Origin of the sequence: Sphingomonas hankyongi (assembly GCF_023516575.1) — a bacterium.
Taxonomy (GTDB): domain Bacteria; phylum Pseudomonadota; class Alphaproteobacteria; order Sphingomonadales; family Sphingomonadaceae; genus Sphingomicrobium; species Sphingomicrobium hankyongi.
On the sequence record NZ_JAMGBE010000003.1, the window covers coordinates 556,183 to 582,289 of the forward strand.

The following is a 26,107-nucleotide window of genomic DNA, read 5'->3' on the forward strand; positions in this document are numbered from 1 at the left end:
TAACGCTCGCCGCTATTGTTCACAACAATACGTCGCCCGCGTGCACGACGGATATCGAACCGTCGCCCAGCGCAAGGCGCAGCGCACCGTCGGCCTCCAGGCCGTCGAAGCGGCCGGAAAGGCTCTCGCCGGCGCTCGCGTGAACCGTCAGACGTGTCCCGAGTGGGTGCGCACGCGCGAGCCAAGCCTGCGCGAGCAGGCATGGCTGACTTTGACGCCACAGCTGGAGCAGCCGCGCAAAGCTGCCAGCGAGCAAAGGCGCGAAGGCCTGCGGCTCGACCTGTGCATTCAGGGCGGCAACCATTCGACCAGGCACTTGCGGAGCGCTCGCAAGGTTCACGCCGAAGCCGACTGCCACGCGATCCCCGCTCCGTTCAAGCAGTATGCCGGCCACCTTCTTTCCGAGCATCAGCACGTCGTTCGGCCATTTCAGCATTAATCCCTGGTCCGGCACCGCGACATCGATTGCCTCGATCAGCGCGAGCCCCGCAGCCAGGGACAATGATGGAGCGGGTGGGTCTTCGAACTTCAGCTCGACCAGTGTGCTGCCGTAAAAATTGCCCGCGCCCTGCGCCCATTTACGGCCTTGCCGGCCCCTTCCCTCCTCCTGTCTGAGAGCGACGAGCCAATCGCCTTCCGCCGCCTTCTCATTTTGAAGGATGTCGCTGTTGGTCGACCCGGTGCGCTCGACGATGTGGATTCGGTTCAGAAGAGGGCCCCGGCTGCGCGGTCTGTGAGCGCTCCGAGCGGCCCGATCAGCAGATAGCCCAGCGGCGAGACGATAACCGCGGCGAGGAGGATGAGGAAACCCTGGATCGGCTCGCGCGCGCGCTCAAAGGGCTCGACCGGATCGTCCATGTACATGACCTTGACGATCTTCAGGTAGTAATAAGCACCAACGACGGTCCCAACGATGCCTGCGACCGCGAGCGCGACGTAGCCGCTTGCCACCGCGGCATTGAAGACGAGCAGCTTGGGCCAGAATCCGAACAGCGGCGGAATACCGGCAAGGCTGAACATGAAGATAGCGATCGCTGCCGCGAAGGCGGGCCTGGTCTGAGAGAGGCCGGAAAGGCTAGCGATGGTCTCGACCGGTTCGCCGTCCGGTCGGCGCATCCACAGCACGCAAAGGAACGCACCCAGCGTCATCACGATGTACACGGCCATGTAGAACAGCACCGACGAGGCGCCTTGGGGGCCCGCAGCAGCAAGTCCGATCAGCGCAAAGCCGACATTGTTGATCGACGAATAGGCCAGCAGTCGCTTGATGTTGGTCTGACCGAACGCGCCAACTGCCCCGAGGAAGATCGATGCGAGCGCCGCGAAGATCACGATCTGCCTCCACGCCTCCGTCGCCGGTCCGAGAGCCTCGATGCAGACACGTGTCGCGAGAAGGACAGCCGCCACCTTTGGCGCCGAGGCGAAGAATGCCGTCACCGGGGTCGGTGCGCCTTCGTAAACGTCCGGCGTCCACATGTGGAACGGAACGACGCTGGCCTTGAACGCCAGTCCCGCGAGCAGGAACACCAGTCCGAACAACAGCCCGAGACTGGGAGCACCGCGGCCGAACGCCGATGCGAGGCCGGTGAAGTTCATCGTCCCGGTGAAGCCGTAAAGCAGGGAGATGCCATAGAGGAGAATCCCGCTGGCGAGCGCGCCGAGCACGAAATATTTGAGGCCCGCCTCAGCAGAACGCTCATCAGAGCGGCGGTAGGAGGCAAGCACATAGGCTGCGAGGCTCTGCAACTCGAGGCCGACGTAAAGCGACACCAGGCTGGTCGCCGATACCATGACGCTCATGCCCACCGCGCTGAACACGATCAGCACCGCATATTCGCTGCTATGCTCGTGGTCGTGCTCGAACCAGCCGTGCGCCGCAATTATCGCAATGGCGGCGGCCGGAAACATGATGGCCTTGCCGAAGCTGGCGAACAGGTCCGCGGCGATGAGGCCGTCGAAGACGGGACCCGCATGTGACGGCGCACCCATCAGCGCGAACGTCGCGGCGATGAGCAATGCCACCGACAGCCAGCTGGTGAGGCCCGACCCACGCCGTCCGGTGAATGCCGCGACGAGCATCAGGATCGTGCCGCCGATGCTGAGGATCAGCTCGGGAAGAAGTGGCGCGAAGCGGCCCATCAGTGCGCCTCTCCATGCTGGCCCTCGGCGTCGATCACCTTGAGCTTGGGCTTGCCGGGAGTCGGCTGGGAGTCGCCGGCAGGCGCAACGCGTTCCAGACGGACCAGCAGACGACCGACATCGTTGCGGATCGGCCGAACGAAGCTTTCCGGATAGATACCCATCCAGAAGACCGCGGCGGCGATGGGCGCAAGCAGCCACCATTCGCGCGCGCTAAGGTCCTTCATCGCAGCGGCTTCCTTCGTGCGTGCGGTACCAAATGCGATGCGCCAGTAGAGCCAAAGCATGTAGGCTGCGCCCAGGATGATGCCGGTCGTGGCGACGATCGCGGCCCAGGTGGATGCGTGGTAAGTCCCGACAAGGCTGAGGAACTCGCCCACGAAGCCGCTCGTGCCGGGAAGCCCGACGCTGGCCATCGTGAACACCATGAACAGCAGCGCATAGCCCGGCATGTTGTTGGACAGGCCGCCATATTTCTCGATCTCGCGGCTGTGCAGCCGATCGTAGACAACGCCGACGCAGAGGAAGAGTGCGCCCGAGACGAGGCCATGGCTGAGCATGACGACCATGGCGCCTTCGATGCCCTGACGGTTCATCGCGAAGAGCCCGAACGTCACGAAGGCCATATGGGCGACGGAGGAATAAGCGATCAACTTCTTCATGTCGCGCTGCACCAAGGCGACAAGGCTCGTGTACACGACTGCAATCCCGGAGAGGGCAAAGACCAAGGGGATGAACTGCAGCGAGCCTTCCGGGAACATCGGCAGCGAGAAGCGGATGAATCCGTATCCGCCCATCTTCAGCAGCACGCCGGCCAGAATCACCGAACCCGCGGTCGGCGCCTGGACGTGAGCATCGGGCAACCAGGTGTGGACCGGCCACATCGGCATCTTGACGGCGAAGCTCGCGAAGAAGGCGAGCCACAGCCACGTCTGGGCATGGACCGGGAAGTCGTACGCCATCAGGTCAGGGATGAACGTCGTCTTGGCTGTGATCACCATGTACAGCATGGCGATCAGCATCAGGACCGAGCCGAACAAGGTGTAGAGGAAGAACTTGTAGCTGGCCTTGATACGCTCCGCGCCGCCCCACACGCCGATGATCAGGTACATCGGAATGAGGCCACCTTCGAAGAAGATGTAGAACAGGAACAGGTCCTGCGCCGCGAAGACGCCGAGCATCAACGCTTCCATGAGGAGGAAGTAGGCCATGTACTCAGGCACGCGCTTCTCGATCGCTCGCCAGCTGGCCCCGATGCAGATCGGCATCAGGAAGACGCTGAGCATGATCAACACCAGAGCGATGCCGTCGATTCCAAGCGCCCAGTTGATGCCGCCGCCGAGCGTGACGAACTCGACGAACTGCCACTGCGGGCCGCTCGGGTCGTAAAGCGCCCAAAGATAAGAGCCGAGCGCAAGATCGAGCAATGTCGCGATGAGCGCGATCCAGCGCGCGGCTTCCGCGCGTACGAATAGGCAGAGCACGGCCCCAAGGAGCGGAATGCCGACCAGGATGGAGAGCAGCGGCAACTGACTCACTGAGCCCACCAAATCGCCCAGCTCGCCGCGCCGATCAGGCCGAGCAGCATCACCAGCGCATAAGAGTAGAGGTAACCGTTCTGGATACGCGCCGCGACCCTGTTGCCAGCCGCCACAGCGTAAGCGGCTCCGTGCGGGCCGAAGCGGTCGATCGTTCCTTCGTCACCGCCCTTCCAGAACAAGCGTCCCAGCCAAAGCGACGGCCGGACGAAGATCAGGTCGTAAAGCTCGTCAAAGTACCATTTGTTGAGCACGAAGCGGTGCACTGCGGGGAATTGCCGGACGAATGCGCCGGCCGCGCCCGGATTGCGGATATAGTTGTTCCAGGCGATCCATAGCCCAAGCAGCATCGCGATGGTCGCGCTCAGTTTTACGAAAAGCGGCACCTCATGCATGGCGTGAGCGAGGTGCGTGTTGAACGAGATGCTGTGCCTCCAGAACTCCGGCGCGCGATCGGCGCCAATGAAGATGTCGTGGAACAGCTGGCCGGCGAATAGCGCGCCGACGGCGAGCAACCCGATCGGGATCAGCATGGTCAGTGGGCTCTCATGCGGATGGTAGCCGCCCGTTCCTTCGGCCGGCATGTGCTTGTCATGCGAGCTGTCGCCATGCTCTTCGTCGGGCGCTTCATGATGGCCATGGACAGCGTGCTGGATATGCTCGGAGGCTGCCCAGCGCGGCTTGCCGCAGAAGGTCAGGAACACGAGCCGCCAGCTGTAGAAGCTCGTCAGCAGGGCAGCGATCGACCCCAACCAGAAGGCGATGGTTCCGGGCACATTGTTCGCCGCCCAGGCGCTCTCGAGGATGGCGTCCTTGGACCAGAAGCCGGCAAAGCCCAGCACGCCGACCACTCCGACGCCCGTGATCGCGAGCGTGCCAATCATCATTACCCAGAAGGTGAAGGGAATCTCCTTCCTCAGCGAGCCGTAGAAGCGCATGTCCTGCTCGTGGTGCATGGCGTGGATGACGCTGCCCGCTCCGAGGAACAGGAGCGCCTTGAAGAAGGCGTGGGTGAACAGGTGGAACATCGCCGCGCCGTAAGCGCCGACGCCCGCCGCAAAGAACATGTAGCCCAGCTGAGAACAGGTCGAATAAGCGATCACACGCTTGATGTCGTTTTGCGCGGTGCCGACCGTTGCGGCGAAGAAAGCGGTCGCTGCTCCTACATAGGTGACCACGTGCATCGCCGTCTGCGACGTCTCGAACATCGGCGACAGGCGGCAAACCATGAACACGCCTGCTGTCACCATCGTCGCGGCATGGATGAGCGCGCTCACTGGCGTCGGGCCTTCCATGGCGTCCGGCAACCAGGTGTGGAGACCCAGCTGTGCGGACTTGCCACAGGCGCCCACGAACAAAAGCAGGCAGAGAAGGGTCATCGTGTCGACGCGCATTCCCGCGAAGCCGATCGTCGACCCGGCCATGCCGGGCGCTGCTGCCAGGATTGCCGGAAGAGATACGGTTCCGAACACCAGGAACGTTCCGAAAATGCCGAGCGAGAAGCCGAAGTCGCCGACCCGGTTGACCACGAACGCCTTGAGCGCGGCCGCATTGGCCGACGGCTTGTGATACCAGAAGCCGATCAAAAGGTAGGATGCGAGGCCGACGCCTTCCCAGCCGAAGAACATCTGCACCAGATTGTCGGCGGTCACGAGCATCAGCATCGCGAAGCTGAACAGCGACAAATAAGCGAAGAAGCGGGGCTGGCCCGGGTCTTCTTCCATGTACCCCCAGCTGTAGAGGTGCACGAGCGCCGAGACAGTGGTCACCACGACCAACATCACTGCGGTCAGTGCATCAAGCCGGAGCGCCCAGTCCACGCTGAGATCGCCGGAACGGATCCACGTAAGCACCGGGACCACCGTGTCCTGCGCCGATCCGCTGATGTACTGGAAGAAGATCGGCCAGCTGAGGAACGCGCCGACGAACAATGCGCCGGTCGTCACGACCTTTGCCGGGACCTTGCCGATCCAGCGCCCGCCGAGGCCAGCAATGATCGCGGCGATAAGCGGAAGGAAGACGATGAAGATCAGCGGATGCATCAGCCGTGCATCCTCGTTGCGTCGTCCACCGCGATTGAGCCGCGGCGGCGGAAAAAGATGACCAGGATGGCGAGGCCGATCGCGGCTTCGGCGGCGGCGACCGTCAACACGAACATCGCGAGCACCTGCCCCGTCAGGTCACCGAGGTAGGCGGAGAATGCGACCAGGTTGATGTTCACGGCAAGCAGGATGAGCTCGATCGCCATCAACATGAGGATCACGTTGCGCCGATTGAGGAAGATGCCGAGCACGCCGATCGTGAACAGGATCGCCGCGACGGTGAGATAGTGCGCGAGCCCGATCACAATTTCATTCCTTCACCAACGCCCGGATCGAGCACCTTGACCGCCTCGTCAGGACGGCGAGCGACCTGCTTCCATACCTTCTGCGGACGTGTGTCATGCCTGCGGCGATGGGTCAGCACGATCGCCCCGACCATCGCCACGAGCAGGATCAGGCCCGCAATCTCGAACGGGAACAGGTAGCGGCTGTAGAGCAGCTGACCGAGCGCTACGATGTTCGGCTGTGTAGTCGCCGCGACATTGTGACCGCTCAGCGCCGGACCGGCTTGCCAGGCGCTCACCGCGATGATGATCTCGGCAAGCAACACGAGCGCAATGATGATCCCGAACGGAAGGTTCCTGGTGAAGCCCGATCGCAGCGACGCGAAGTCGATGTCGAGCATCATGACCACGAACAGGAACAGGACCGCGACCGCGCCGACGTAGACGATGACCACAAGCATCGCGATGAACTCTGCCCCGAGAAGCAACATGAGGCCGGCCGAATTGAAGAAAGCCACGATCAACCACAGCACGCTGTGGACCGGGTTGCGCGCGAAAATGACCGCCAGCGCCGGAGCGATGGTCAGCGTCGCGAACAGATAAAAGGCGATGGAAGCGATCAAGCTGGGGACCCTGTTGCGGCGCGCTTATCGGTAGGGCGCATCGGCGGCAAGATTGGCGGCAATAGCCTGCTCCCACTTGTCGCCGTTCGCGAGGAGCTTCGCCTTATCGTAGAGCAATTCCTCCCGCGTCTCGGTTGCGAATTCGAGGTTCGGCCCCTCAACGATGGCATCGACCGGACAGGCCTCCTGGCACAGGCCGCAATAGATGCATTTGACCATGTCGATGTCGTAGCGCGTCGTGCGACGGCTCCCGTCCTCGCGCGGTTCGGCTTCGATCGTGATGGCCAGCGCCGGGCAGATCGCCTCGCACAATTTGCAGGCGATGCAGCGTTCTTCACCATTGGGATAGCGGCGCAGCGCATGTTCTCCCCGGAAGCGCGGGCTCTGCGGCGCTTTTTCATACGGATAATTGATCGTCGCCTTCGGCTTGAAGAAATATTTCAAGGTGAGCGCGTGCGCCTTGAGGAACTCCCAGAGCGTGAAGGCCTTGAGCGTGCGAGAAATCATGCGCCCGCCCCTCCATAACGCGTGAACATCAGCCATCCGGAAACGAGGATCACAAAGAGCAACGACAGCGGCAGGAAGATCTTCCAGCCCAGCCGCATGAGCTGGTCGTAGCGATAGCGCGGCACCGTCGCCTTCACCCAGCCGAAGCAGAAGAAGAAAAAGGTCATCTTGGCGAAGAGCCAGAACAGGCCGGTGAGCTCCGGCGTGAAGAAGAAGCTGTAGAGCGGCGCCCAGTCGATCGGCGGCATCCAGCCACCCCAGAACAGGATGGCGTTGAGCGCGCACATCAGGATGACATTGGCATATTCGCCGAGCCAGAAGAGCGCGAAGCTCATGGACGAATATTCCGTCTGGTGACCGGCAACGAGCTCGCTTTCCGCCTCGACCAGGTCGAACGGCGTGCGGAAGGTCTCGGCCATCGAGCTGATGAAGAACACCACCCACATCGGGAACAGCAGCGGATTGAAGCCAAAGCCGTTCAGCAGGCCAAGCACATGCCCCTTCTGCTGGAGCACGATCGCGCTGAGGTTGAAGGACCCTGCCCAAAGCACGACCGTGATCAGCACGAAGCCGATCGAGACTTCGTAGCTGACCATCTGGGCCGCCGCCCGCAGCGCCGAGAAGAAGGGATATTTTGAGTTGGACGCCCAGCCCGCGACGATCACGCCGTAAACCCCCAGCGAGCTCGCCGCGAGGATGTAGAGTAAGCCGACGTTGACGTTTGCAAGCACGACGCCAGGCGCGAATGGCACTACCGCCCAGACAATCAGAGCGACCGTGAAGGTGACGATCGGCGCGATCAGGAACAGGCCCTTGTTCGCGCTCGTCGGAATGATCGTCTCCTTGAGGAAGACTTTCAGCCCGTCCGCGAAGCTCTGCAGGAGGCCCCACGGCCCGACGACGTTTGGTCCGCGCCGAAGCGCCATCGCCGCCCAGATCTTGCGCTCAGCGTAGATGATCATCGCCACCGCGAGCATCAGCGGCAGCGCGATTACCAGGATCCCAATGATCGTGGCCAGGAACCACGACCATTCGTAGGTCAGGCCCCAGTGGTGGAACGTCTCGGTCACTCGGCGGCCTCCTGGAAGGAAGCGCCCTGCACCAGTTCTTCCGAGCAACGCCGCATCGTCGGGCTGTTGCGGCTGATCGCATTGGTGAGGAAGAAGTCGGCGATCGGATAGCGGATCGCACCGGACGCCTTTGCATTGAGCGCCGGCGGTGCCCAGGGCAGGTCGACGAGGCCGGATCGACCGAGCTGCGGAAATTCCGCGATCATGGCAGCGCGCAGCTCATCATAGCTGTCGAATTGCAGCGGCGACCCGAGCACGCCCGAAACGGCTCGAAGGATGGACCAATCCTCACGCGCATCGCCCGGCGGGAAGACCGCGCGCTCGCTCCACTGCACCCGCCCTTCGGTATTGACGTAGGTCCCGTGCTTTTCGGCATATGCGGCGCCGGGCAGAATGAGATCGGCCTGCTTGGCGCCATTGTCGCCGTGATGGCCAATGTAGACCTTGTACGCGCCGTTAAAGCGGTCGGCGGCCATCTCGTCTGCGCCAAGAAGAAGCACCAACTCAGGATTTGCGGCTTCAAGGTCAGCGATACCGCCCGGCTGCGCATAGCCGAGGATCAGTCCCGCCATCCGCGACGCGGCGGTATGAAGGACGTTAAAGCCGTTCCACTCGCCCTTGAGCAGACCGAGCGGCTGGAGGAGCGCCAGAGCCGCTCCAAGCCCGCCAGCCGCGAGCGCGCCCGGGCCGACGATGACTGCCGGCCGCTCCGCGTTGGCGAAAGCCTCGGTAACGTCCTTCGGCAGGTCGCCGAGCAGCTTGAGATCATCCCCGAGCCACTGGACCTTCATGCCGAGGTCGATTTCCGGTCCGATCGCGAAGATCTTGCCCCCCTTGCGCGCAACCTTGCGGACGCGGGTGGCGATCAGCGGCGCTTCCCAGCGAATGTTCGAGCCGACCAGCAAGACGACGTCCGCGCCTTCAATCCCCGCGATGGTTGAATTGAAGGCGACGGCAGAAAGGCTGCTGGTGTCGTAGGTCATGCCGGTCTGTCGACCTTCGAGCAGCTTCGACCCCTGCCCCTCGAGAAGCTTCTTGGCCGCGTACATGGTTTCGGCGTCAAGAAGGTCACCGCCGATCGTCGCAACCTTGCTGCCTGCCTTCTTCAGCTTCTTGGCGAAGATCTGCAGCGCTTCCTGCCAGCTCGTTTCGCGCAGCTTCCCCTTCTCACGCACCCAGGGCCGGTCGAGACGGTTGCGGACCAATGCGTCGACATGATGCCGCGTCTTGTCGCTGATCCACTCCTCGTTCACGTCCTCGTTGATGCGCGGAAGGACGCGCATCACCTGCCGCTGGCGGACGTCGAGGCGGATGTTCGATCCCACCGCATCCATCACGTCGACGCCCGGGACGCGCCGCAATTCCCACGGGCGCTGCTCGAACAGTTGCGGCTTCTGCAGCAACGCGCCGACCGGGCAGACGTCGGCGAGATTGCCGGCGAGCTCCGTCGAGACCGTGCGTTCGAGATAGGTCGTGATCTGGCTGTCTTCGCCGCGATAAAGCATGCCGATCTCGTCGACGCCGGCGACTTCCTCCGAAAAGCGGATGCAGCGCGTGCACTGGATGCAGCGGGTCATCGAGGTCTTGATGACCGGGCCCATATACTTGTCGTCGACCGCGCGCTTGTTCTCTTCGTAGCGCGATCCGCTGCGTCCATAGGCCATCGCCTGGTCCTGAAGGTCGCATTCGCCGCCCTGGTCGCAGATCGGGCAGTCGAGCGGGTGGTTGATCAGGAGGAACTCCATCACCCCTTCGCGCGCCTTCTTGACCATTGGCGTATCGGTGCGGATCGTCTGCCCGTCCGCGGCCGGAAGGGCGCAGCTCGCCTGGGGCTTGGGAGGCCCGGGCGACACCTCGACCAGGCACATGCGGCAATTGCCGGCGATCGACAGGCGCTCGTGATAGCAGAAGCGCGGGATCTCCTTGCCCGCGAGCTCGCACGCCTGCAGCACGGTCGCGCCCTGCGGAACCTCAATCTCGACCCCGTCGACAATGACCTTAGGCATCGTCGCGGTCCTCTTTCTCGCGAGTACGGGTGATCTGCGTCACGCGTGGGCCGCCGCCGCGCGCGGCAAGAACAGCGATGATCGCGATCACGGCGACGATGGCGATGATGATCTGGGTGTTCGTCATTCCGCGGCCTCCAGCAGCTTGCGGCCGGCGTGCTCTGCGATGCGGCGCTCCAGCTCGGGACGGAAATGGCGGACAAGACCCTGGATCGGCCATGCCGCGGCGTCGCCAAGCGCGCAGATGGTATGGCCTTCGACCTGCTTCGTCACGTCGAGCAATTTGTCTATGTCGGCGACGTCCGCGTCGCCGTCGCGCAGCTTTTCCATCATCCGCCACATCCAGCCGGTGCCCTCGCGGCACGGAGTGCACTGGCCGCAGCTCTCATGCTTGTAGAAATAGCTGATGCGGCTGATCGCCCGGACGATGTCGGTCGATTTGTCCATGACGATGACCGCCGCCGTGCCGAGGCCGGAACCCAGCGCCTTGAGCCCATCGAAGTCCATCGGCGCGTCGATGATCTCGGCAGCCGGGACCAGCGGCACCGAAGATCCGCCGGGGATGACCGCCAGCAGATTGTCCCAGCCGCCGCGGATTCCGCCGCCGTGCCGGTCGATCAGCTCGCGGAAGCTGATGCTCATCGATTCCTCGACGACGCACGGCGTGTTGATGTGGCCCGACAGCTGGAACAGCTTCGTGCCTTCGTTCTTTTCCCGGCCGATGCCCGCGAACCATTCGGGCGTGCGCCGGAGTATGGTCGGCACGACCGCGATGCTCTCGACATTGTTGACCGTCGTCGGGCAGCCATAGAGTCCCGCGCCCGCAGGAAATGGCGGTTTCAGGCGCGGCTTGCCCTGCTTGCCTTCCAGGCTTTCGAGCATCGCCGTTTCTTCGCCGCAGATGTAGGCGCCGGCACCGCGGTGGACGAACAGGTCGAAGTCGTAGCCGGAGCCGGCAGCATTCTTGCCGAGCAGTCCCGCTTCATACGCCTCCGCAACTGCACGCTCCAGCACCCGGGATTCCTGGATGAACTCGCCGCGGATATAGATGTAGCCGGCTCGCGCACGCATCGCGAAGCCGGCGATCAGCGCGCCTTCGATCAGCTTGTGCGGATCGTGGCGAATGATCTCCCGGTCCTTGCACGATCCGGGTTCCGACTCATCCGCATTGATCACCAGGAAATTGGGCTTACCGGGCTTGGGCTCCTTGGGCATGAAGCTCCACTTCATCCCGGTCGGGAAGCCGGCGCCTCCGCGGCCGCGGAGGCCCGACGCCTTGATCTTGTCGATGATCGCGTCCTGGCCGATCTGAATAAGCTTGGCAGTGTCGTCCCAGTCGCCGCGCAACTGCGCCGCCTTCAGCCACGGCTCCTGGAAGCCATAGACATTGGTGAAAATGCGGTCCTTGTCCGCGAGAGGCCCGGTGTAACCCATTAGTGCGCGACCCCGTTCGCGAAGAACCAGACGAGGACGACCGCGATCAGAGCAAGGATGGCGAACTTTACCATTCCGGTCACGAAGCGGAACGCGAGGAAGCCCAGGACCACGGCTACGATGATTGCGGCGATCGTCATTTGATGCGCTTCTGTCCGAAATGGCTCTGCGCAAGCATCAGCCCGCCGACGACCAAAGCCACGATGATCGCGAACTTGAGCAGCTTCAGCACGAGGCCGATCAGGAGGATGCCGATGACCACGGCGATGATAAGCCCGATCATTGCGCGCCCTCCCCGGCGGTCGCCGTCCACTGGCCGCGATAGTCATAGTTACGCTCGGCCATCTTCTTGAGCGTCGTCGGACCGCCTTCGGGGCAGCTGGTCTGGCGATCGACCTGCGGACCAACCTTCGGCTTCTCGCCGCGGGCCAGCGCATCGAGGATCGCGGCCATGCTTGCCTCAGTCAGGTCCTCGTAATTGTCGTCGTTGATCTGGACCATCGGCGCATTGGCGCAGGCGCCGAGGCATTCGACCTCCGTCAAGGTGAACAGCCCGTCGTCGGTCGTATGGCCCTTCTTGAGGCCGCGCTTGTAGCAAGCCTCCAGCACGTCGTCCGAGCCGCGAAGCATGCAAGGGGTCGTCCCGCACACCTGGACGTGGAAGCGGCCGACCGGCGCCATGTTGAACATGGTGTAGAAGGTCGCGACCTCGAGCACGCGGATGTAGCTTGTGCCGAGCTCGTTCGCGACGAACTCCATCACCGGGATGGGCAGCCAGCCCTGCGTGTTCGTCTCAGCCCCGACCTGCCGCTGGGCAAGGTCGAGCAAAGGAATGACGGCCGAGACCTGACGCCCCTCGGGATAGCGGCCGATGATCTCCGCCGCGCGCTTCGCATTGTCAGGCTTCCACTGGAAGCCTTCCCAGCGCGCGCGCTGCTGGGCGTCATCGACGAAAGAGCCCTGCCCGGCCATCAGCGATCTACCTCCCCGAACACGACGTCGATAGCGGAGAGCACTGCGGTGGTGTCCGCGAGCATGTGACCCTTCATCATGAAGTCCATCGCCTGCAGGTGCGAAAAGCCGGTCGGGCGGATCTTGCAGCGATAGGGACGGTTGGTGCCGTCGGCGACGAGATAGACGCCGAACTCACCCTTGGGGCTTTCGGTCGCGACGTAAACCTCACCCGCGGGCACGTGATAGCCCTCGGTGTACAGCTTGAAGTGATGGATGAGGGCCTCCATCGAGGTCTTCATCTCGGTCCGCGACGGCGGGAACACCTTCTTGTCCTCGCTGCCCACCGGCCCCTTCGGCATTTCCTTGAGGCACTGGCGCATGATCTTCGCCGACTGCCGGACTTCCTCGACGCGGACCATGAAGCGGTCATAGCAATCGCCTGCCGTGCCCACGGGTATTTCGAAATCCATGCCCGCATAGACTTCGTAGGGCTGCGAGCGGCGGATGTCCCAGGGGATGCCCGAGGCGCGGATCATCGGTCCGGAGAAGCCCCATGCGATCGCATCGTCCCTGCTGACGACGCCGATGTCGACGTTGCGCTGCTTGAAGATGCGGTTGTCGGCGACGAGGCTGATCGCGTCCTCGAACAGCTGCAGCCGGTTATCGAGCCAGTCGCCAAGGTCGGCGATCATCTTCTCGGTGAGGTCGTAGCGCACGCCGCCGGCTCGGAAATAGTTGGCGTGCATGCGCGCTCCGGACGCCCGCTCGTAGAATTGCAGGGTGTCCTCGCGGACTTCGAACAGCCACAGGTTCGGCGTCATGGCGCCGACGTCCATGATGTGGCTGCCGAGGTTCAGCATGTGATTGGAGATGCGGGTCAACTCCGCCATCAGGGTGCGGATGTACTGGGCGCGGATCGGCACCTCGAGGCCCATCAATTTCTCGATGGCGAGCACGAAGCTGTGCTCCATGCACATCGGGGAGCAGTAATCGAGGCGGTCGAAGTAAGGCAGCGCCTGGGCGTAGGTCTTATATTCGATCAGCTTCTCGGTGCCGCGGTGAAGCAGGCCGACGTGCGGGTCCACGCGCTCGACGATCTCGCCGTCCAGCTCCATGATCAGGCGAAGGACACCGTGCGCAGCGGGGTGCTGGGGACCGAAGTTGATCGTGTAGTTGCTGATCTTGTCGTCGCCGGGCACGCGTTCATCGAGCGCTGCGCCATGCCCGCCGGCGCCAACGTCCACCTCGACGCGGCGCGGCGACTTGGCATGCGCGCCGGTGCCGCCGCCTTCGTTGCGGACGTCGCTCATGACGCGCCTCCGCTCGGCCTACGCGTACGGCTGCCCTTGGGCTTGGGATCCTTCCCGGCCGCCGGCTTGCTGACCTCCTTCGCGGCTTTCGCCGCGCGCGGCTTGCGGGCCTCCTTGGTCGCCTGCTTGTCGGCCGGCGCTCCTGCTCCAGTCTGCGCGGGCGTATCGGTCGTCTTCGGCGTTTCAGCCGGGGTCTTCACATTCTCCGGCTGCTTCCCGGCTGGCGCAGGTGCCGGAGACGGTGCACCGGCCTGCTCGGGAGACGCTTTTTCGTCCCCGGGAAGCACATATTCCGCGCCTTGCCAGGGCATCAGGAAGTCGAATGTGCGGAAGTCCTGCGGAAGAGCGACGGGCTCATAGACCACCCGCTTCTCGGCCTCCGAATAGCGCAGCTCGATATGGCCGGTGAGAGGGAAGTCCTTGCGCTGCGGATGGCCCTCAAACCCATAATCCGTGAGGATCCGACGCAAGTCGGAATTGCCGGCGAACGTGACGCCGTACATGTCGAACACTTCGCGCTCGAGCCAGCCAGCAACCGGCCAAAGCCCGGTGACGGTCGGCACCGGCGTGACCTCATCGGTCGACACATGCACGTGGAGCCGATGATTCTTCGTCAGCGAGAGCAGGCAATAGACGACTTCGAACCGTTCGGGACGTTCCGGATAGTCGACCCCCGCAATCTCCATGAGCTGCTGATATTCGTGATCGTCCCGCAGGGTACGAAGCACTTCGACGACGTCGCCACGCTCGACATCGAAAGCCGTCTCGATGCCCGGTCGGCGGCGAGCACCCTTCAGGCCGGCGAGCGAGGCCGGCTCGTCCACGTAGGTCGGGACGTGCTTGGCAAGCTGGATGGCCATCAGCGCTCGATGGTCCCTTCGCGGCGGATCTTCCGCTGGAGCTGCATGATCCCGTAGAGCAAGGCCTCGGCCGTGGGCGGGCAGCCGGGGACGTAGATGTCGACCGGCACGATGCGGTCGCAGCCGCGCACGACCGAATAGCTATAGTGATAATAGCCGCCGCCGTTCGCGCAGCTGCCCATGGAGATGACGTAGCGCGGCTCGCTCATCTGGTCGTAGACCCTCCGAAGCGCCGGAGCCATCTTGTTGCAGAGCGTTCCCGCGACGATCATCACGTCGGACTGGCGCGGAGAAGCGCGCGGCGCGGCGCCGAACCGCTCGAGATCGTAGCGCGGCATGTTCACATGGATCATCTCGACCGCGCAGCAGGCGAGGCCGAAGGTCATCCACCATAAGGAGCCGGTGCGCGCCCAGGTGAACAGGTCCTCGGCCGTAGTGACCATGAACCCCTTCTCATTGAGATTCTGCTGGAGCGTCTCGAGGTGCTTGCGGTCGATATCGCCAGGAACGAGACCTGCGAGGCGAGCGAGTTCTTCCTCGCTCGGCATGCGGTCCTCGTTGGGACGCAGCATCACTCCCATTCGAGCGCCCCTTTCTTCCACGCATAAGCGAGGCCCAGCCCAAGCTCGACCAGGAAGATCATCATCGCTGCCCAGCCCGACCATTTGGTGAAGTCGAGGCTCACCGCCCAGGGGAAAAGGAAGGCGGCTTCGAGGTCGAAAACGATGAACAGGATCGCGACGAGGTAAAAGCGCACGTCGAACTCCGCGCGGGCATCCTCGAAAGCCGGGAAGCCGCACTCATATTCGCTGAGTTTCGCCGGGTCGGGCCTGTGCGCGCCCGTGAGCCGCGCAACCAGCATCGGCAGCACGACGAACGCGGTGGACAAGCCCAACGCGATGAGCAGGAACAAGAGGATCGGCAGGTAGCCGGCGGCAACGCTTGCCAAGAGGGAAACTCCGGAGGTTCGAAAACTTGGCGGCGCTTTAGGACAGGGAACCCGGCCCCGCAACACCGTCCGGGGCGCAAAATCAGGCGATTAGCGACTGCAGCCCGCGGGCAAGGGTATCGCGACGATCGGCGCACCCGCGCTGCGGCTTCCGTTCGGCTTCGCCGCTGCTTCCCATCCAGCATTTGCAACGACGAGCAACCTCTTGCCGTCGAAGGATATTTGCGTCGGATCGCGGAGGCTGACGCCCTTGGCCAGGTCAACCGCTTCGATGGAGTTCTGTCCGACGTGAATGCTCAAAATTCGGCCGGGCGCGCTGCCATTGTAGACACCCACAAAGGTCTCGCCGCATCGAACGAGCCCATCCACTCCCGAAAGCTTCCCATCGGAGCCCGGTAGCCAAGTCGTCGAAGTGGTCTTGAGATCTATCCTGCCGATGCCTCGCGAATAGTCCGCCACGATGACGCTGACCCCGTCGGGCGCCAATGCCGTGCCCTGAGCGCTGCGGCCGTCACCGGGCCGGTTGATGGCGCGCAATTCCCTGCGCCCAGGGAGAAGCCCGTAAACCAGTCCGTTGTGGCTATCGCTGACGAAAATCCCCCTTTGCGCGACGGAAACATCGCCAGGGTGAAAATCGTTCTTGGGTGCGATAGCCGCCCGAAGCTTCCCAGTGGCGTCGATCGCCACAAGTGCGCCCTTCGAACATTTGGGAACGCCGGGAAGGTCGGGGCAGTCGGCGGCGATCCACAGGAGCTTGCGCGTCCAGTCCCATGCGATGCCGAGCGGATGAAGACCTTCCGGCAAAGTGGCGAGCGTTCGGCAAGTGGCCGCGCAGGCAATGATCTGCCGGTCGAGTACGCTCGACGCCCAGATGGTGGCTCCATTGCTCGCGACACCCTCCACCAGCCGATGTTGCGGGGGGATGACGGCAACGACCTTAGGTTGGGCGAGCGCAGCAACGGCAGCGATCGCCAAGGCGATCACCGAAGCGCGCCTGCAATCAATTTGTGCAGCCTGGAATGAATGTCGCCGTTGCCCGCGATATACTCACCGCGTTTGAACATCTGGTCCGACCCGCGATAGTCGCTGACGAAGCCCCCGGCCTCACGCACCAGCAGGACACCCGCCGCGGTGTCCCAGATGTCGAGATCGTCTTCCCAGAAGCCGTCCATTCGACCGGCCGCCACCCAGGCGAGGTCGAGCGCCGCAGAGCCGAACCGCCGGACGCCGGATACGTGCGAGCCGATAGCCGCATAGATTTTCGCCCAGCGCGCGGGGTCGCCGCGTCCGCAATGCGGAATTCCAGTCCCGATCAGGGTTTCGCTGAGATCGCGGCGCGCGGACACGCGCAGGCGCCCGTCCTGGAGCCAGGCGCCCCTGCCCTTTTCAGCCCAAAAGCTTTCATCGGTCAGCGGCTGGTAGATCAGTGCGTGCGTCACCTCTGGCCGGCCGGCCGCGCCGCGCGGATCCTCGACAGCGATCGAGATGGCGAAATGCGGCACGCCGTGGAGGAAGTTGGTTGTCCCATCCAGAGGGTCCACGATCCAGCGCGGCTTGTCCGGATTGCCTTCGACCTCGCCGCTCTCTTCGAGCAGCATGCCCCAGTCGGGACGGGCGTTGCGAAGCTCTTCAACGATGGTCTGCTCGGCACGCTTGTCTGCCATAGAGACGAAATCCGCCGGGCCTTTGCGGCTGACCTGGAGCTGCTCGACCTCGCCGAAGTCGCGCCTCAGCCGCGGCGCCGCCTTTCGGGCGGCCCGGGTCATGACGGTGATAAGGCCGGAGTGTGAGACCACGTTCGCTACTTAGTCCGCGCGGCGGACATATTCGCGATTGTAGACGTCCACTACGATGCGCGTTCCGGCCGTGATGTGCGGCGGAACCAGCACCTTCACTCCGTTGTCGAGCATTGCAGGCTTGTAGCTGGAGCTGGCGGTCTGACCTTTGACGACGGCATCGGCCTCGGTGATCGTCGCTTCCACCTGGTCGGGGAGCTGAACACTAATCGGGCGCTCGTTGTAGAGTTCCATGATCACGTCCATGCCATCCTGCAGGAAGTCGCCCGCATCGCCCAACAGGTCGGCAGGAAGGCTGATCTGCTCGTAATTGTCCTTGTCCATGAAGGTCAGCATGTCGCCGTCATGAAACAGGAACTGGAAGTCCTTGGTGTCGAGGCGAACGCGCTCGACGGTCTCGGCGGAGCGGAAGCGGACGTTGGTCTTGCGGCCGTCGATGAGGTTCTTCATCTCGACCTGCATGTAGGCGCCGCCCTTGCCAGGCTGCGTGTGCTGGATCTTCACAGCGCGCCAGATGCCGCCTTCATATTCGATGATGTTGCCGGGACGGATGTCCACGCCGCTGATCTTCATGTCTTCTCTCGGAAAGGTTGGGAAAGAGCCGCCGCGCGCTCTAGCCGCCGGCCTTCTTCCCGGCAAGCAGGGGATAGGGATTGATCGGTGAGCCCTGCCACCAGCGCTCCCCTTGCTGCATGCGATTGATGGCGAAGTGAAGGTGCGGACCTTCGGCATTGGCATTGCCCGTGTGCCCGACGCGTCCGAGGAACTGGCCGCGCTTGATCTGCTGACCCTCCTTCAGGCCCGGCGCATACCCCTGCAAGTGGGCATAATAGTAGCTCCAGCGGCCATCCGGCGATCGCACGTAGGCGGTGATCCCCCCGCCCCCGTCGGAGTAGAATAGTTTTTCCAGCGTTCCGTCCGCCGCGGCGAGCACCGGTGTGCCTTCGTTGGCCATGATGTCGATCGCGTCGTGACGGCGAGCCCCGCCGGCGCGCGCCTGAGTATAGGTATCGGTCAGCTGATCGGCCTTGAGTCCTTGCACCGGAATGACGAGACCGGCCGGGCCTACCTCGACTCCTTCGGCAATCGCGACAGGCGGACCCTTCGCCGGGTCAACCGTTGCGACGTCGCCCGCGGCAGTCACACGGCCGTTGGGTTCGGTCGCCGACGCGGCCGGGCTCGACGTGTAGAACCAGATCCAGAACCAGCTGGTGACGAAAGCCGTCAGCAGCGCCGTTCCGATAAGCTTGAGCATGCTCCTCCCTACGCCACGAAGACGGCAGTAAAGCCGGGCTTCAGCATCAGCGACAGTCGCATCACATCCCAATTGGTGAGACGAAGGCAGCCGTGGCTTTCAGTCTTCTGGATGGTCTGAGGCTCGCTCGTTCCGTGGATGCCGTAATGCTCCTTGGTCAGGTCGAGCCAAGCGACGCCGACTGGCCCGTTGGGGCCCGGCGGCAGTTTCTGCTCGGCCTTGTCATCGCTCACATCCCAGAACAGGTCGGGCTGGAAGTTGAATGGCGGCAGGAAGGAGTAGGTCGTCGTCTTCCATGTTCCCAAAGGCAGCGGGTCATGACCTGAACCCGTCGTCACGGGGAATTGCGCCACAAGCTGGCCCGAAGGCTTTTCGCCCTTTGCCGGCGGCGATCCGCGGTAGACCTTCAGCGTGCCGTCGCTCTTGTCGACCACAATATAATCGGCCTTCGGAGCGTTCCCTTCGACATTGAGCATCGTCAGGAGCTGCGACTGCTTGTCATTCGCGCCCGAGTAATCGGTCGATTGCGGCACGACATTCGGCAGCTTGAGGATTTGCCCAGGACCGATCAACTTGTCGGGACCGTTGAGGGCTACGATCGTGGCTGGCGTCGTGTGATAGCGTTCGGCGACCTTCTCCAGCATGTTACGGTAGCCAAGGAATTTCAGCTTGGCCTGGTCTTCGTATTTCTTCGGGAAGGGGTAGACGAATGGGCCTGAAACATCCTCGTCGGCGAGCCTGATCATCCGCGTCGACTGCCGATTTTGTTGCAGTAGGGCCTGTCTCGTCGGCGCGTCCAGCTTGCCGTTGATCTGAAGCCCCTTGGCCTCCTGAAACCCTTTGATGGCCTGGATAAGCGAGCTGCCTTTCTTGCCGTCGATCACGCCTGCGGTGAATCCTGCAGCATCAAGAAGCACTTGAGCGTGGAAGGTCTCGCCATCAATCGGCGATCCCTTGGTTCCAGGAGCGACCCAGGCTTTGGACTTGGAGGCGCTCGAAGGCTCGGATTTCTGCGCAACGGCGGCAGCGCTGAGCGTTGCTCCGGCGGCGATGGCAATCAGGACGGCACGCAACGCAACTCTCCTCACGAATGATGGTTCGGGGTTGCAACGATGGAGAGTTCAACTGTTTCCCACGCACGCCGCGGAGGAGATCACGAGGCCCGGACGCTAAGTCGATGTTCGCTCAGCTGAACCGCCGATCAGCTTTCTTCGGTCGGAGCATTATCGTTCTCGCTGATCTCATCTGAACCGAGCTGGCCATGACCATGATAGCCTGGGTTCGACTTTCCGCCGTGAAAGCCGCTTTCCTCCTTACCGCTGTGCGGGTTTGGGATAAGGCCCTCCGCCGGACTCGCCCGAATCATCGCCAGCTTCCGCATCCGGCGATTTGCGCGCCGCTAGGTCGCCTTCCTCGGCCGGATTCGGCGTGCGTTCCCCGACATCTGTCGATTTGGGATTCTCGTCCTGGGTCATGATCGCTCCTTCGACGATCCAACCGTCGAGGGCTGGCGTCGTTCCTAAAGCGCGAGCACATCCTGGAATACTGCGACGGCCGCCGCAGGATCGTCCCTGCCCCATACAGACTGGCAGACGGCGAGGAAGTCTGCGCCGGCTTTGACGAGGGGCGCTGCATTCTCTGGCGTGATCCCGCCGATTGCCACGCACGGGATCTCGAACAGAGTGGCCCACCAGCTCAATATAGAAGGATCGGGCCTGTGGTCGGATGGCTTGGTCATCGTCGGATAGAAGGCGCCGAATGCGACATAGTCCGCTCCGGCCTCACCCGCATCCATCGCGAGATGGCGGCTATCGTGGCATGTCTTCCCTATCTGCGCCGCGGGACCGAGCGCAGCGCGCGCTTCGCGTATGTCGCCGTCACTCTGTCCGAGGTGCACGCCGTCCGCGCCGAGCCGTTTGGCGAGCGCAATGCTGTCGTTGACGATAAAGGCGGCGCCGGCATCTGAACAAAGGCGTTGAAGCGGCTCGGCAAGCCGCGCCAGCTCATGCTCGACAACGCCCTTGACGCGCAGCTGGAATGCAGTGGCCAAGCCCGGCTCGAGCGCAGCCTTCAGCCGATCGGGAAATCCGCCGCCGACGTCCTGCGGGCTGATGAGATACAGCTTCGCAGGCTCACGGCGTTCCGGGGCCGGGAAGTCGATAGGGTCGTATTCGGACTCGTCCACCGTCAGGCAGGAACCCGCGCGACCGACGCTTCATGGATTTCGTCGATGGCTTGTCCGAGCGTGCGGTCGAACTCCTCGTCCGTCTGGCCGTGACGCAGGTCGGAGAGCAGGGCACGGCTAAAGCTCGCGATCATTCCGGGGTTCTTGGCGAGCTCGCGACACGCTTCGTCGCGGCTGAACCCGCCGGAGAGTGCAACGACACGCAATACCTTGGGGTGATCGACCAGCGGCTGGAACAGGCCGGGTTCGGCCGGAATGGTGAGCTTCAGCATGACCTGTTCGCCCGGGGCGATTGTATCGAGCTGCTTCAGGATTTCCTGCAGCAGGATGCGATCCGCGGCATCACGCTCCGGACTTTTGATGCTCACCTCGGGCTCAACAATGGGCATCATGCCGTGCGCGAGCACCTGACGCGCCACCTCAAACTGCTGGGCGACAACAGCGGCGATCCCCGCCTGGTTCGCCAAGTTGATGACGGAACGTTCCTTGGTCCCGAACACACCCAGGCCCTTGGCGCGGGTCAGCAAATCGTCGAGACCGGGGTTCGGCTTCATCATCTGGACGCCGTTCGCCTCGTCTTCGAGACCCTTGTCGATCTTGATAAAGGGCACGATGCCGAGGTCGATCAGGGCCTGAGGCGTCGGCTTCCCGGCGACCTGGCCATCCATGGTGCGTTCAAACAGGATCGCGCCAATCACCTTGCCGCTCCCGAACGACGGGGAGGTGATGATGCGCGAGCGCATCTGATGGATAAGCGCGAACATCTCCTCGTCGTTCGACCAGGCACCCTCTTCGATACCGTAACCCTTGAGCGCCTTGGGCGTGGATCCTCCGGATTGGTCGAGGGCGGCGATGAAGCCGTTCCCGTCGCGAATTTTCGTCGTCATCTCAGACTGATTCATGTCTTGCCTCTTGCTGCTGTTCGAGAGCCGCGACGCCCGGAAGCGTGCGCCCTTCCATCCATTCCAGGAACGCCCCACCGGCAGTGGAAACGAACGTAAAATCTTGCGTCACGCCCGCGTGATTGAGCGCGGCAACAGTATCGCCGCCCCCCGCGACGGACACCAGAGATCCTTCCTTCGTAAGTGCAGCCGCGGTTTGCGCCAGAGCCACTGTCGCGGCATCGAAAGGCGGCGTTTCGAAGGCGCCAAGCGGGCCGTTCCACACCAGGGTTCGGCAGGTCTTCAGCGCATCCGCGAGCGCCTCTACTGCAGCCGGACCGACGTCGAGGATCATCTCGTCGGCGCCGACTTCATGCACGTTCACCGTACGCAGACTCGGCGGATTCGCCGCGAATTCCTTCGCGACGACAACGTCATACGGCAGATGGATCGTGCACCCCGCCGCATCTGCCTGGTCGAAGATCGCGTTGGCTTCGCCGGTCAGCTCGTGTTCGCACAGGCTCTTGCCGACGCTGATACCGCGGGCGGCGAGGAAGGTGTTTGCCATGCCGCCGCCAATGATGAGGTGATCGACCTTCGAGACCAGATGTCCGAGCACGGCGAGCTTCGTGGAGACCTTTGCTCCGCCGACGACGGCAGCCACAGGGCGCTCAGGCGAACCGAGAGCTTTCTCCAATGCTTTGAGTTCGGCCTCCATTGCGCGTCCTGCGAAGCTCGGCAGCAGGTGCGCAACGCCCTCTGTGGAAGCATGCGCGCGGTGTGCGGCAGAGAAAGCGTCATTGACGTAGAAGTCACCTAGCGCGCCGATCGCCTCGGCCAGGCCGCGATCGTTCTTTTCCTCGCCCAGGTGAAAGCGGGTGTTCTCCAGAATCCCGATATTGCCTGGCAACATCGTGGCGATCGCCCGCTGCGCCTCCGGGCCCTGGCAGTCCTCGATGAAGCGCACGGAACGCCCCGCAAGCCGGTGCAAAGGCATCACGAGCTGCGCAGTCGACATGTCCGGCCTCTTTTCGCCCTTGGGCCGGCCGAAGTGAGACAGCAGCAATACGATCGCGCCGCGGTCCGCCAACTCGAGAACGGTGGGCAGCATGGCCCGCAAACGCGTGTCGTCGGTGACGCGGGCGCCGTCCATCGGCACATTGAGGTCGACGCGGACCAGCACCTTCTTGCCGGTCAAATCCTCCGGCAGGTCGTCGAGGGTCTTGAACCCGCTCACCTTAGCCGAGCTTGGCCATCGCGCAGGCCGTATCGATCATTCGGTTCGAGAAGCCCCACTCATTGTCGTACCAGCTGACGACGCGGACGAGCTTGCCGTCGATCACGGCCGTCTCGAGGCTATCCACCGTCGAGCTGGCCGGCGTGTGCATGAGGTCGATCGAAACCAGCGGCTCATCGGTATAGTCGAGAATACCCTTTAGGCGCCCGCTCTCGCTTGCGGCCTTGAGGATCTGGTTGACCTCCTCGCGGGTTGTGTCGCGCCCAGGGGTGAATGTTAGGTCCACCAGGCTCACGTCGGGTACCGGAACCCGTATCGCCGAACCGTCGAGCTTGCCTTTCAGCTCGGGGAGAACTTCGCCCACCGCGCGCGCAGCGCCCGTCGTCGTGGGGATCATCGACATCGCCGCCGCACGGGCACGGCGCAGGTCGGAATGGATCTGGTCGAGGATCTTCTGGTCGTTGGTGTAGGCGTGGACCGTCGTCATCAGCCCGCGCTCAATGCCGAGCGCGTCGTTGAGCACCTTGGCGACGGGTGCCAGGCAGTTGGTCGTGCAGGATGCGTTGGAGACGATCGTGTGCTCGGCAGAGAGCTTGTCGTCATTGACGCCATAGACGACCGTGAGATCGACGCCTTTCGCCGGAGCAGAGATCAGGACGCGCTTTGCCCCGGCATTGGTGTGCTTCTGGGCGCTTTCGCGATCCGTGAAAAAGCCGGTGCATTCGAGCACGATCTCGATGCCCTGGTCACGATGCGGGAGCTGCGCAGGGTCCTTTACCGCCGTGACGTGGATGCGCTTGCCGTCGACGACGATGTCATTGCCCTCGGCCGCCACCTCGCCCGGGAACTTGCCATGCACGCTGTCGTGCTTGAACAACCAGGCGTTGGCCTTGGCATCGGCGAGGTCGTTGACGCTGACGAGGTTCAGCCCACAGTCGGGACGCTCCAGGATCGCGCGAGCGACCAACCGCCCGATGCGGCCGAAGCCGTTGATTGCAACTTTCGTCATTGAATTCCTCTTTGCTTCATGAAGTCGGTGACGCTCCGCGCCACGGCATCAGGGGTGAGCCCGAAATACTCGAATGCATCTTTCGCCGGCGCGGAGACCCCAAACCGATCGATCCCGATGCGGAGGCCGTGCAGACCCGTATAGCGCTCCCATCCGAACGTGGTCCCCGCTTCGATCGATACGCGGAGAATTTCGCGGTTGCTGACGTCGGGAAGGATATCCTCGCGATAATCTGCGGACTGCGCGTCGAAACGCTCCGTGCAGGGCATGGACACAACGTCGGTACCAATGCCTTGCCCTTCAAGCAGCTTTGACGCTTCTAGCGCGAGGTGCACTTCAGATCCGGTCGCAATCAGGATCACCTTTCGAGGTTGCCGAGCCGGCTTGAGCCGATAGGCGCCACGAGCCGAAAGATTTTCGGCCGCGGCCTCGGTACGCACGAGCGGCACATTCTGGCGCGTCAATGCGAGCACGCTTGGCTCTTCGCTCGCCAAGGCCAGCGCCCAGCATTCTGCGGTTTCGACTGCATCGGCAGGACGGAACACCTCCAGCTGCGGCATGGCGCGCAAGGACTGCAGATGCTCGATCGGCTGGTGCGTCGGTCCGTCCTCTCCCAATCCGACACTGTCGTGGGTCATCACATAGATGACCCTCGCCTTTTGCAGCGCGGAAAGGCGGATCGCCGGACGCGCGTAGTCGGTGAATACGAGGAAAGTGCCGCCGTACGGGATCACGCCCCCGTGCAGGGCCATGCCGTTCATGGCGGCGGCCATCCCGAACTCGCGGATGCCGTAATAGACGTAACGGCCGCCGTAATTTTCCGGGGTCAGCGGCTCCAGCGCCTTTGTCTTCGTGTTGTTCGAGCCGGTGAGATCGGCCGACCCGCCCACCGTGCTCGGAATTGCAGCATTGATCGCGCCCAACGCCATCTCAGACGCCTTGCGGGTCGCGACGGGCTTGGGGTCCGCAAGGAGCGTATTTATGTGAGGCTTGAGCCAGCTATCGTCGACTGAGCCGGCCATCCGGGCAACGAACTCGTCCTTATGGCCGCTCTTTTCGAGCCGTTGGCGCCATTCCGCGTGCTCAGCCCCGCCGCGCTCGCCGGCCTTGCGCCACGCAGCGAGAACGTCGTCCGGAACGGTGAACTCCCTGGGCTCCAGGCCCAGTTCCTTACGCGCCGCCTCGACCTCATCCTTGCCTAGCGCCGCTCCGTGCGTGGCCGCAGTGCCCTGCATGTTCGGTGCGCCATAGCCAATGATGGTCTTGCACCGGATTAGGGTCGGCCTTTCATCGGCAGTTGCGGCCGCGATCGCCTTGCTCACCTTGCCGGCGTCGAGACCGTCGCATTCGATCGTGTGCCAGCCTGCAGCCGCATGTCGCGCCATCACATCTTCGCTTCGCGAAAGATCCGTGGAGCCGTCGATGGTGATGCGATTGTCGTCCCACAGGACGATCAGGCGTCCGAGCTTCAGATGCCCAGCCAGGCCGATCGCCTCGTGATTGACGCCTTCCATCAGGTCGCCGTCCCCGGCGATCACGAAGGTGCGGTGATCGACCAGATCATCGCCGTAGATGGCGTTGAGGTGACGCTCGGCAATGGCCATCCCGACCGCCATCGCCACGCCCTGTCCAAGCGGGCCGGTGGTGACCTCCACGCCGGGCAGCTCGAAATTCTCCGGATGCCCCGCGGTTGGACTGTGGAGCTGCCGGAAATGCCTTATGTCATCGAGCGTCGGGCGTTCGTAGCCGGTCAGGTACAGCAGGGCATATATGAGCATGGAGCCGTGACCGGCCGACAGGACGAAGCGGTCGCGGTCCGGCCAATGCGGGTCCTTCGGATCGAATTTCAGATGCTTCGTGAAAAGCGCAGTCGCCGCGTCGGCCATGCCCATGGGCATGCCCGGATGGCCGCTGTTGGCGGCTTCGACCGCATCCATCGCGAGTGCGCGAATGGCGTTGGCGAGGCGGCGTTGGGTCGGCTGCATCAGGGCTCCGGCAATGGGGTTCGGCGGCGCCGGGAACTCATGG

Annotated in this window: 28 protein-coding genes and 1 pseudogene; all 29 read right to left on the bottom strand. The window is 63.3% G+C overall.

Annotated elements, in window-relative coordinates:
- Positions 1-19 precede the first annotated feature (19 nt).
- The gene (locus tag LZ538_RS11275; RefSeq protein ID WP_283937810.1) at positions 20-709 is read right to left on the bottom strand and encodes a biotin--[acetyl-CoA-carboxylase] ligase; all 690 of its coding nucleotides are present in this window, start codon (positions 707-709) and stop codon (positions 20-22) included.
- The gene (gene nuoN / locus LZ538_RS11280; RefSeq protein WP_249832105.1) at positions 706-2,139 is read right to left on the bottom strand and encodes an NADH-quinone oxidoreductase subunit NuoN; all 1,434 of its coding nucleotides are present in this window, start codon (positions 2,137-2,139) and stop codon (positions 706-708) included. The genes LZ538_RS11275 and nuoN overlap by 4 nt, the downstream gene beginning before the upstream one ends.
- Positions 2,139-3,677 (bottom strand): NADH-quinone oxidoreductase subunit M, encoded by a 1,539-nt coding sequence (locus LZ538_RS11285; protein WP_249832106.1) that lies wholly within the window; start codon positions 3,675-3,677, stop codon positions 2,139-2,141. Before LZ538_RS11285 ends, nuoN begins: the two co-directional genes overlap by 1 nt.
- Positions 3,674-5,719 (bottom strand): NADH-quinone oxidoreductase subunit L, encoded by a 2,046-nt coding sequence (gene nuoL, locus LZ538_RS11290; protein WP_249832107.1) that lies wholly within the window; start codon positions 5,717-5,719, stop codon positions 3,674-3,676. The genes LZ538_RS11285 and nuoL overlap by 4 nt, the downstream gene beginning before the upstream one ends.
- Positions 5,719-6,024: an NADH-quinone oxidoreductase subunit NuoK gene (gene nuoK / locus LZ538_RS11295; RefSeq protein WP_249832108.1), complete on the bottom strand. Its 306-nt coding sequence runs from the start codon at positions 6,022-6,024 to the stop codon at positions 5,719-5,721. The genes nuoL and nuoK overlap by 1 nt, the downstream gene beginning before the upstream one ends.
- On the bottom strand, positions 6,021-6,626 hold the full coding sequence (locus LZ538_RS11300; RefSeq protein ID WP_249832109.1) for an NADH-quinone oxidoreductase subunit J: 606 nt from the start codon (positions 6,624-6,626) through the stop codon (positions 6,021-6,023). The genes nuoK and LZ538_RS11300 overlap by 4 nt, the downstream gene beginning before the upstream one ends.
- Positions 6,627-6,650: 24 nt before the next feature.
- The gene (nuoI, locus tag LZ538_RS11305; RefSeq protein WP_249832110.1) at positions 6,651-7,133 is read right to left on the bottom strand and encodes an NADH-quinone oxidoreductase subunit NuoI; all 483 of its coding nucleotides are present in this window, start codon (positions 7,131-7,133) and stop codon (positions 6,651-6,653) included.
- A complete protein-coding gene (gene nuoH / locus LZ538_RS11310; protein ID WP_249832111.1) occupies positions 7,130-8,203 on the bottom strand; it encodes an NADH-quinone oxidoreductase subunit NuoH in 1,074 nt (357 codons plus the stop codon). The genes nuoI and nuoH overlap by 4 nt, the downstream gene beginning before the upstream one ends.
- On the bottom strand, positions 8,200-10,209 hold the full coding sequence (gene nuoG / locus LZ538_RS11315; protein ID WP_249832112.1) for an NADH-quinone oxidoreductase subunit NuoG: 2,010 nt from the start codon (positions 10,207-10,209) through the stop codon (positions 8,200-8,202). The genes nuoH and nuoG overlap by 4 nt, the downstream gene beginning before the upstream one ends.
- Entirely contained in the window at positions 10,202-10,336 is a 135-nt protein-coding gene (locus LZ538_RS13310) for a hypothetical protein (RefSeq protein WP_283937760.1), read from the bottom strand. Before LZ538_RS13310 ends, nuoG begins: the two co-directional genes overlap by 8 nt.
- A complete protein-coding gene (gene nuoF, locus LZ538_RS11320; RefSeq protein WP_249832113.1) occupies positions 10,333-11,643 on the bottom strand; it encodes an NADH-quinone oxidoreductase subunit NuoF in 1,311 nt (436 codons plus the stop codon). Before nuoF ends, LZ538_RS13310 begins: the two co-directional genes overlap by 4 nt.
- On the bottom strand, positions 11,643-11,783 hold the full coding sequence (locus LZ538_RS11325) for a hypothetical protein (RefSeq protein WP_249832114.1): 141 nt from the start codon (positions 11,781-11,783) through the stop codon (positions 11,643-11,645). The genes nuoF and LZ538_RS11325 overlap by 1 nt, the downstream gene beginning before the upstream one ends.
- The gene (locus tag LZ538_RS11330) at positions 11,780-11,926 is read right to left on the bottom strand and encodes a hypothetical protein (protein ID WP_249832115.1); all 147 of its coding nucleotides are present in this window, start codon (positions 11,924-11,926) and stop codon (positions 11,780-11,782) included. The genes LZ538_RS11325 and LZ538_RS11330 overlap by 4 nt, the downstream gene beginning before the upstream one ends.
- Positions 11,923-12,615 (bottom strand): complex I 24 kDa subunit family protein, encoded by a 693-nt coding sequence (locus LZ538_RS11335; RefSeq protein WP_249832116.1) that lies wholly within the window; start codon positions 12,613-12,615, stop codon positions 11,923-11,925. The genes LZ538_RS11330 and LZ538_RS11335 overlap by 4 nt, the downstream gene beginning before the upstream one ends.
- Positions 12,615-13,907: an NADH-quinone oxidoreductase subunit D gene (locus tag LZ538_RS11340; protein ID WP_249832117.1), complete on the bottom strand. Its 1,293-nt coding sequence runs from the start codon at positions 13,905-13,907 to the stop codon at positions 12,615-12,617. The genes LZ538_RS11335 and LZ538_RS11340 overlap by 1 nt, the downstream gene beginning before the upstream one ends.
- Positions 13,904-14,767, bottom strand: a complete 864-nt coding sequence (locus LZ538_RS11345) for an NADH-quinone oxidoreductase subunit C (RefSeq protein WP_249832118.1) — start codon at positions 14,765-14,767, stop codon at positions 13,904-13,906. Before LZ538_RS11345 ends, LZ538_RS11340 begins: the two co-directional genes overlap by 4 nt.
- Positions 14,767-15,240, bottom strand: a pseudogene (locus LZ538_RS11350) (NuoB/complex I 20 kDa subunit family protein); the annotation flags it as partial. The gene LZ538_RS11345 and the pseudogene LZ538_RS11350, both read right to left, overlap by 1 nt.
- A 98-nt stretch (positions 15,241-15,338) precedes the next feature.
- Positions 15,339-15,716 (bottom strand): NADH-quinone oxidoreductase subunit A, encoded by a 378-nt coding sequence (locus tag LZ538_RS11355; protein ID WP_249832119.1) that lies wholly within the window; start codon positions 15,714-15,716, stop codon positions 15,339-15,341.
- A gap of 90 nt (positions 15,717-15,806) precedes the next feature.
- Positions 15,807-16,700 carry an NHL repeat-containing protein gene (locus LZ538_RS11360; RefSeq protein WP_249832120.1) on the bottom strand — a complete coding sequence of 298 codons (894 nt, stop codon included), beginning with the start codon at positions 16,698-16,700 and terminating at the stop codon, positions 15,807-15,809.
- Complete coding sequence (locus LZ538_RS11365; protein ID WP_249832121.1) at positions 16,697-17,512, bottom strand: inositol monophosphatase family protein; 816 nt, start codon at positions 17,510-17,512, stop codon at positions 16,697-16,699. Before LZ538_RS11365 ends, LZ538_RS11360 begins: the two co-directional genes overlap by 4 nt.
- Before the next feature lie 9 nt (positions 17,513-17,521).
- Complete coding sequence (efp, locus tag LZ538_RS11370; RefSeq protein ID WP_249832122.1) at positions 17,522-18,085, bottom strand: elongation factor P; 564 nt, start codon at positions 18,083-18,085, stop codon at positions 17,522-17,524.
- A 40-nt stretch (positions 18,086-18,125) separates the two neighbouring features.
- The gene (locus tag LZ538_RS11375) at positions 18,126-18,767 is read right to left on the bottom strand and encodes a M23 family metallopeptidase (RefSeq protein ID WP_249832123.1); all 642 of its coding nucleotides are present in this window, start codon (positions 18,765-18,767) and stop codon (positions 18,126-18,128) included.
- 8 nt (positions 18,768-18,775) lie between these two features.
- Complete coding sequence (locus tag LZ538_RS11380) at positions 18,776-19,840, bottom strand: L,D-transpeptidase family protein (protein ID WP_249832124.1); 1,065 nt, start codon at positions 19,838-19,840, stop codon at positions 18,776-18,778.
- A gap of 240 nt (positions 19,841-20,080) precedes the next feature.
- The gene (locus LZ538_RS11385; RefSeq protein WP_249832125.1) at positions 20,081-20,242 is read right to left on the bottom strand and encodes a hypothetical protein; all 162 of its coding nucleotides are present in this window, start codon (positions 20,240-20,242) and stop codon (positions 20,081-20,083) included.
- 44 nt (positions 20,243-20,286) lie between these two features.
- Positions 20,287-20,952, bottom strand: a complete 666-nt coding sequence (gene thiE / locus LZ538_RS11390; RefSeq protein ID WP_249832126.1) for a thiamine phosphate synthase — start codon at positions 20,950-20,952, stop codon at positions 20,287-20,289.
- A gap of 2 nt (positions 20,953-20,954) precedes the next feature.
- Positions 20,955-21,854, bottom strand: a complete 900-nt coding sequence (locus LZ538_RS11395) for a fructose bisphosphate aldolase (RefSeq protein ID WP_249832127.1) — start codon at positions 21,852-21,854, stop codon at positions 20,955-20,957.
- Positions 21,841-23,070, bottom strand: a complete 1,230-nt coding sequence (locus LZ538_RS11400; RefSeq protein WP_249832128.1) for a phosphoglycerate kinase — start codon at positions 23,068-23,070, stop codon at positions 21,841-21,843. Before LZ538_RS11400 ends, LZ538_RS11395 begins: the two co-directional genes overlap by 14 nt.
- Before the next feature lies 1 nt (position 23,071).
- Positions 23,072-24,079, bottom strand: coding sequence for a type I glyceraldehyde-3-phosphate dehydrogenase (gene gap / locus LZ538_RS11405; protein WP_249832129.1), 1,008 nt, complete (start codon positions 24,077-24,079; stop codon positions 23,072-23,074).
- Positions 24,076-26,064, bottom strand: a complete 1,989-nt coding sequence (gene tkt / locus LZ538_RS11410) for a transketolase (RefSeq protein WP_249832130.1) — start codon at positions 26,062-26,064, stop codon at positions 24,076-24,078. The genes gap and tkt overlap by 4 nt, the downstream gene beginning before the upstream one ends.
- Positions 26,065-26,107: the final 43 nt, after the last annotated feature.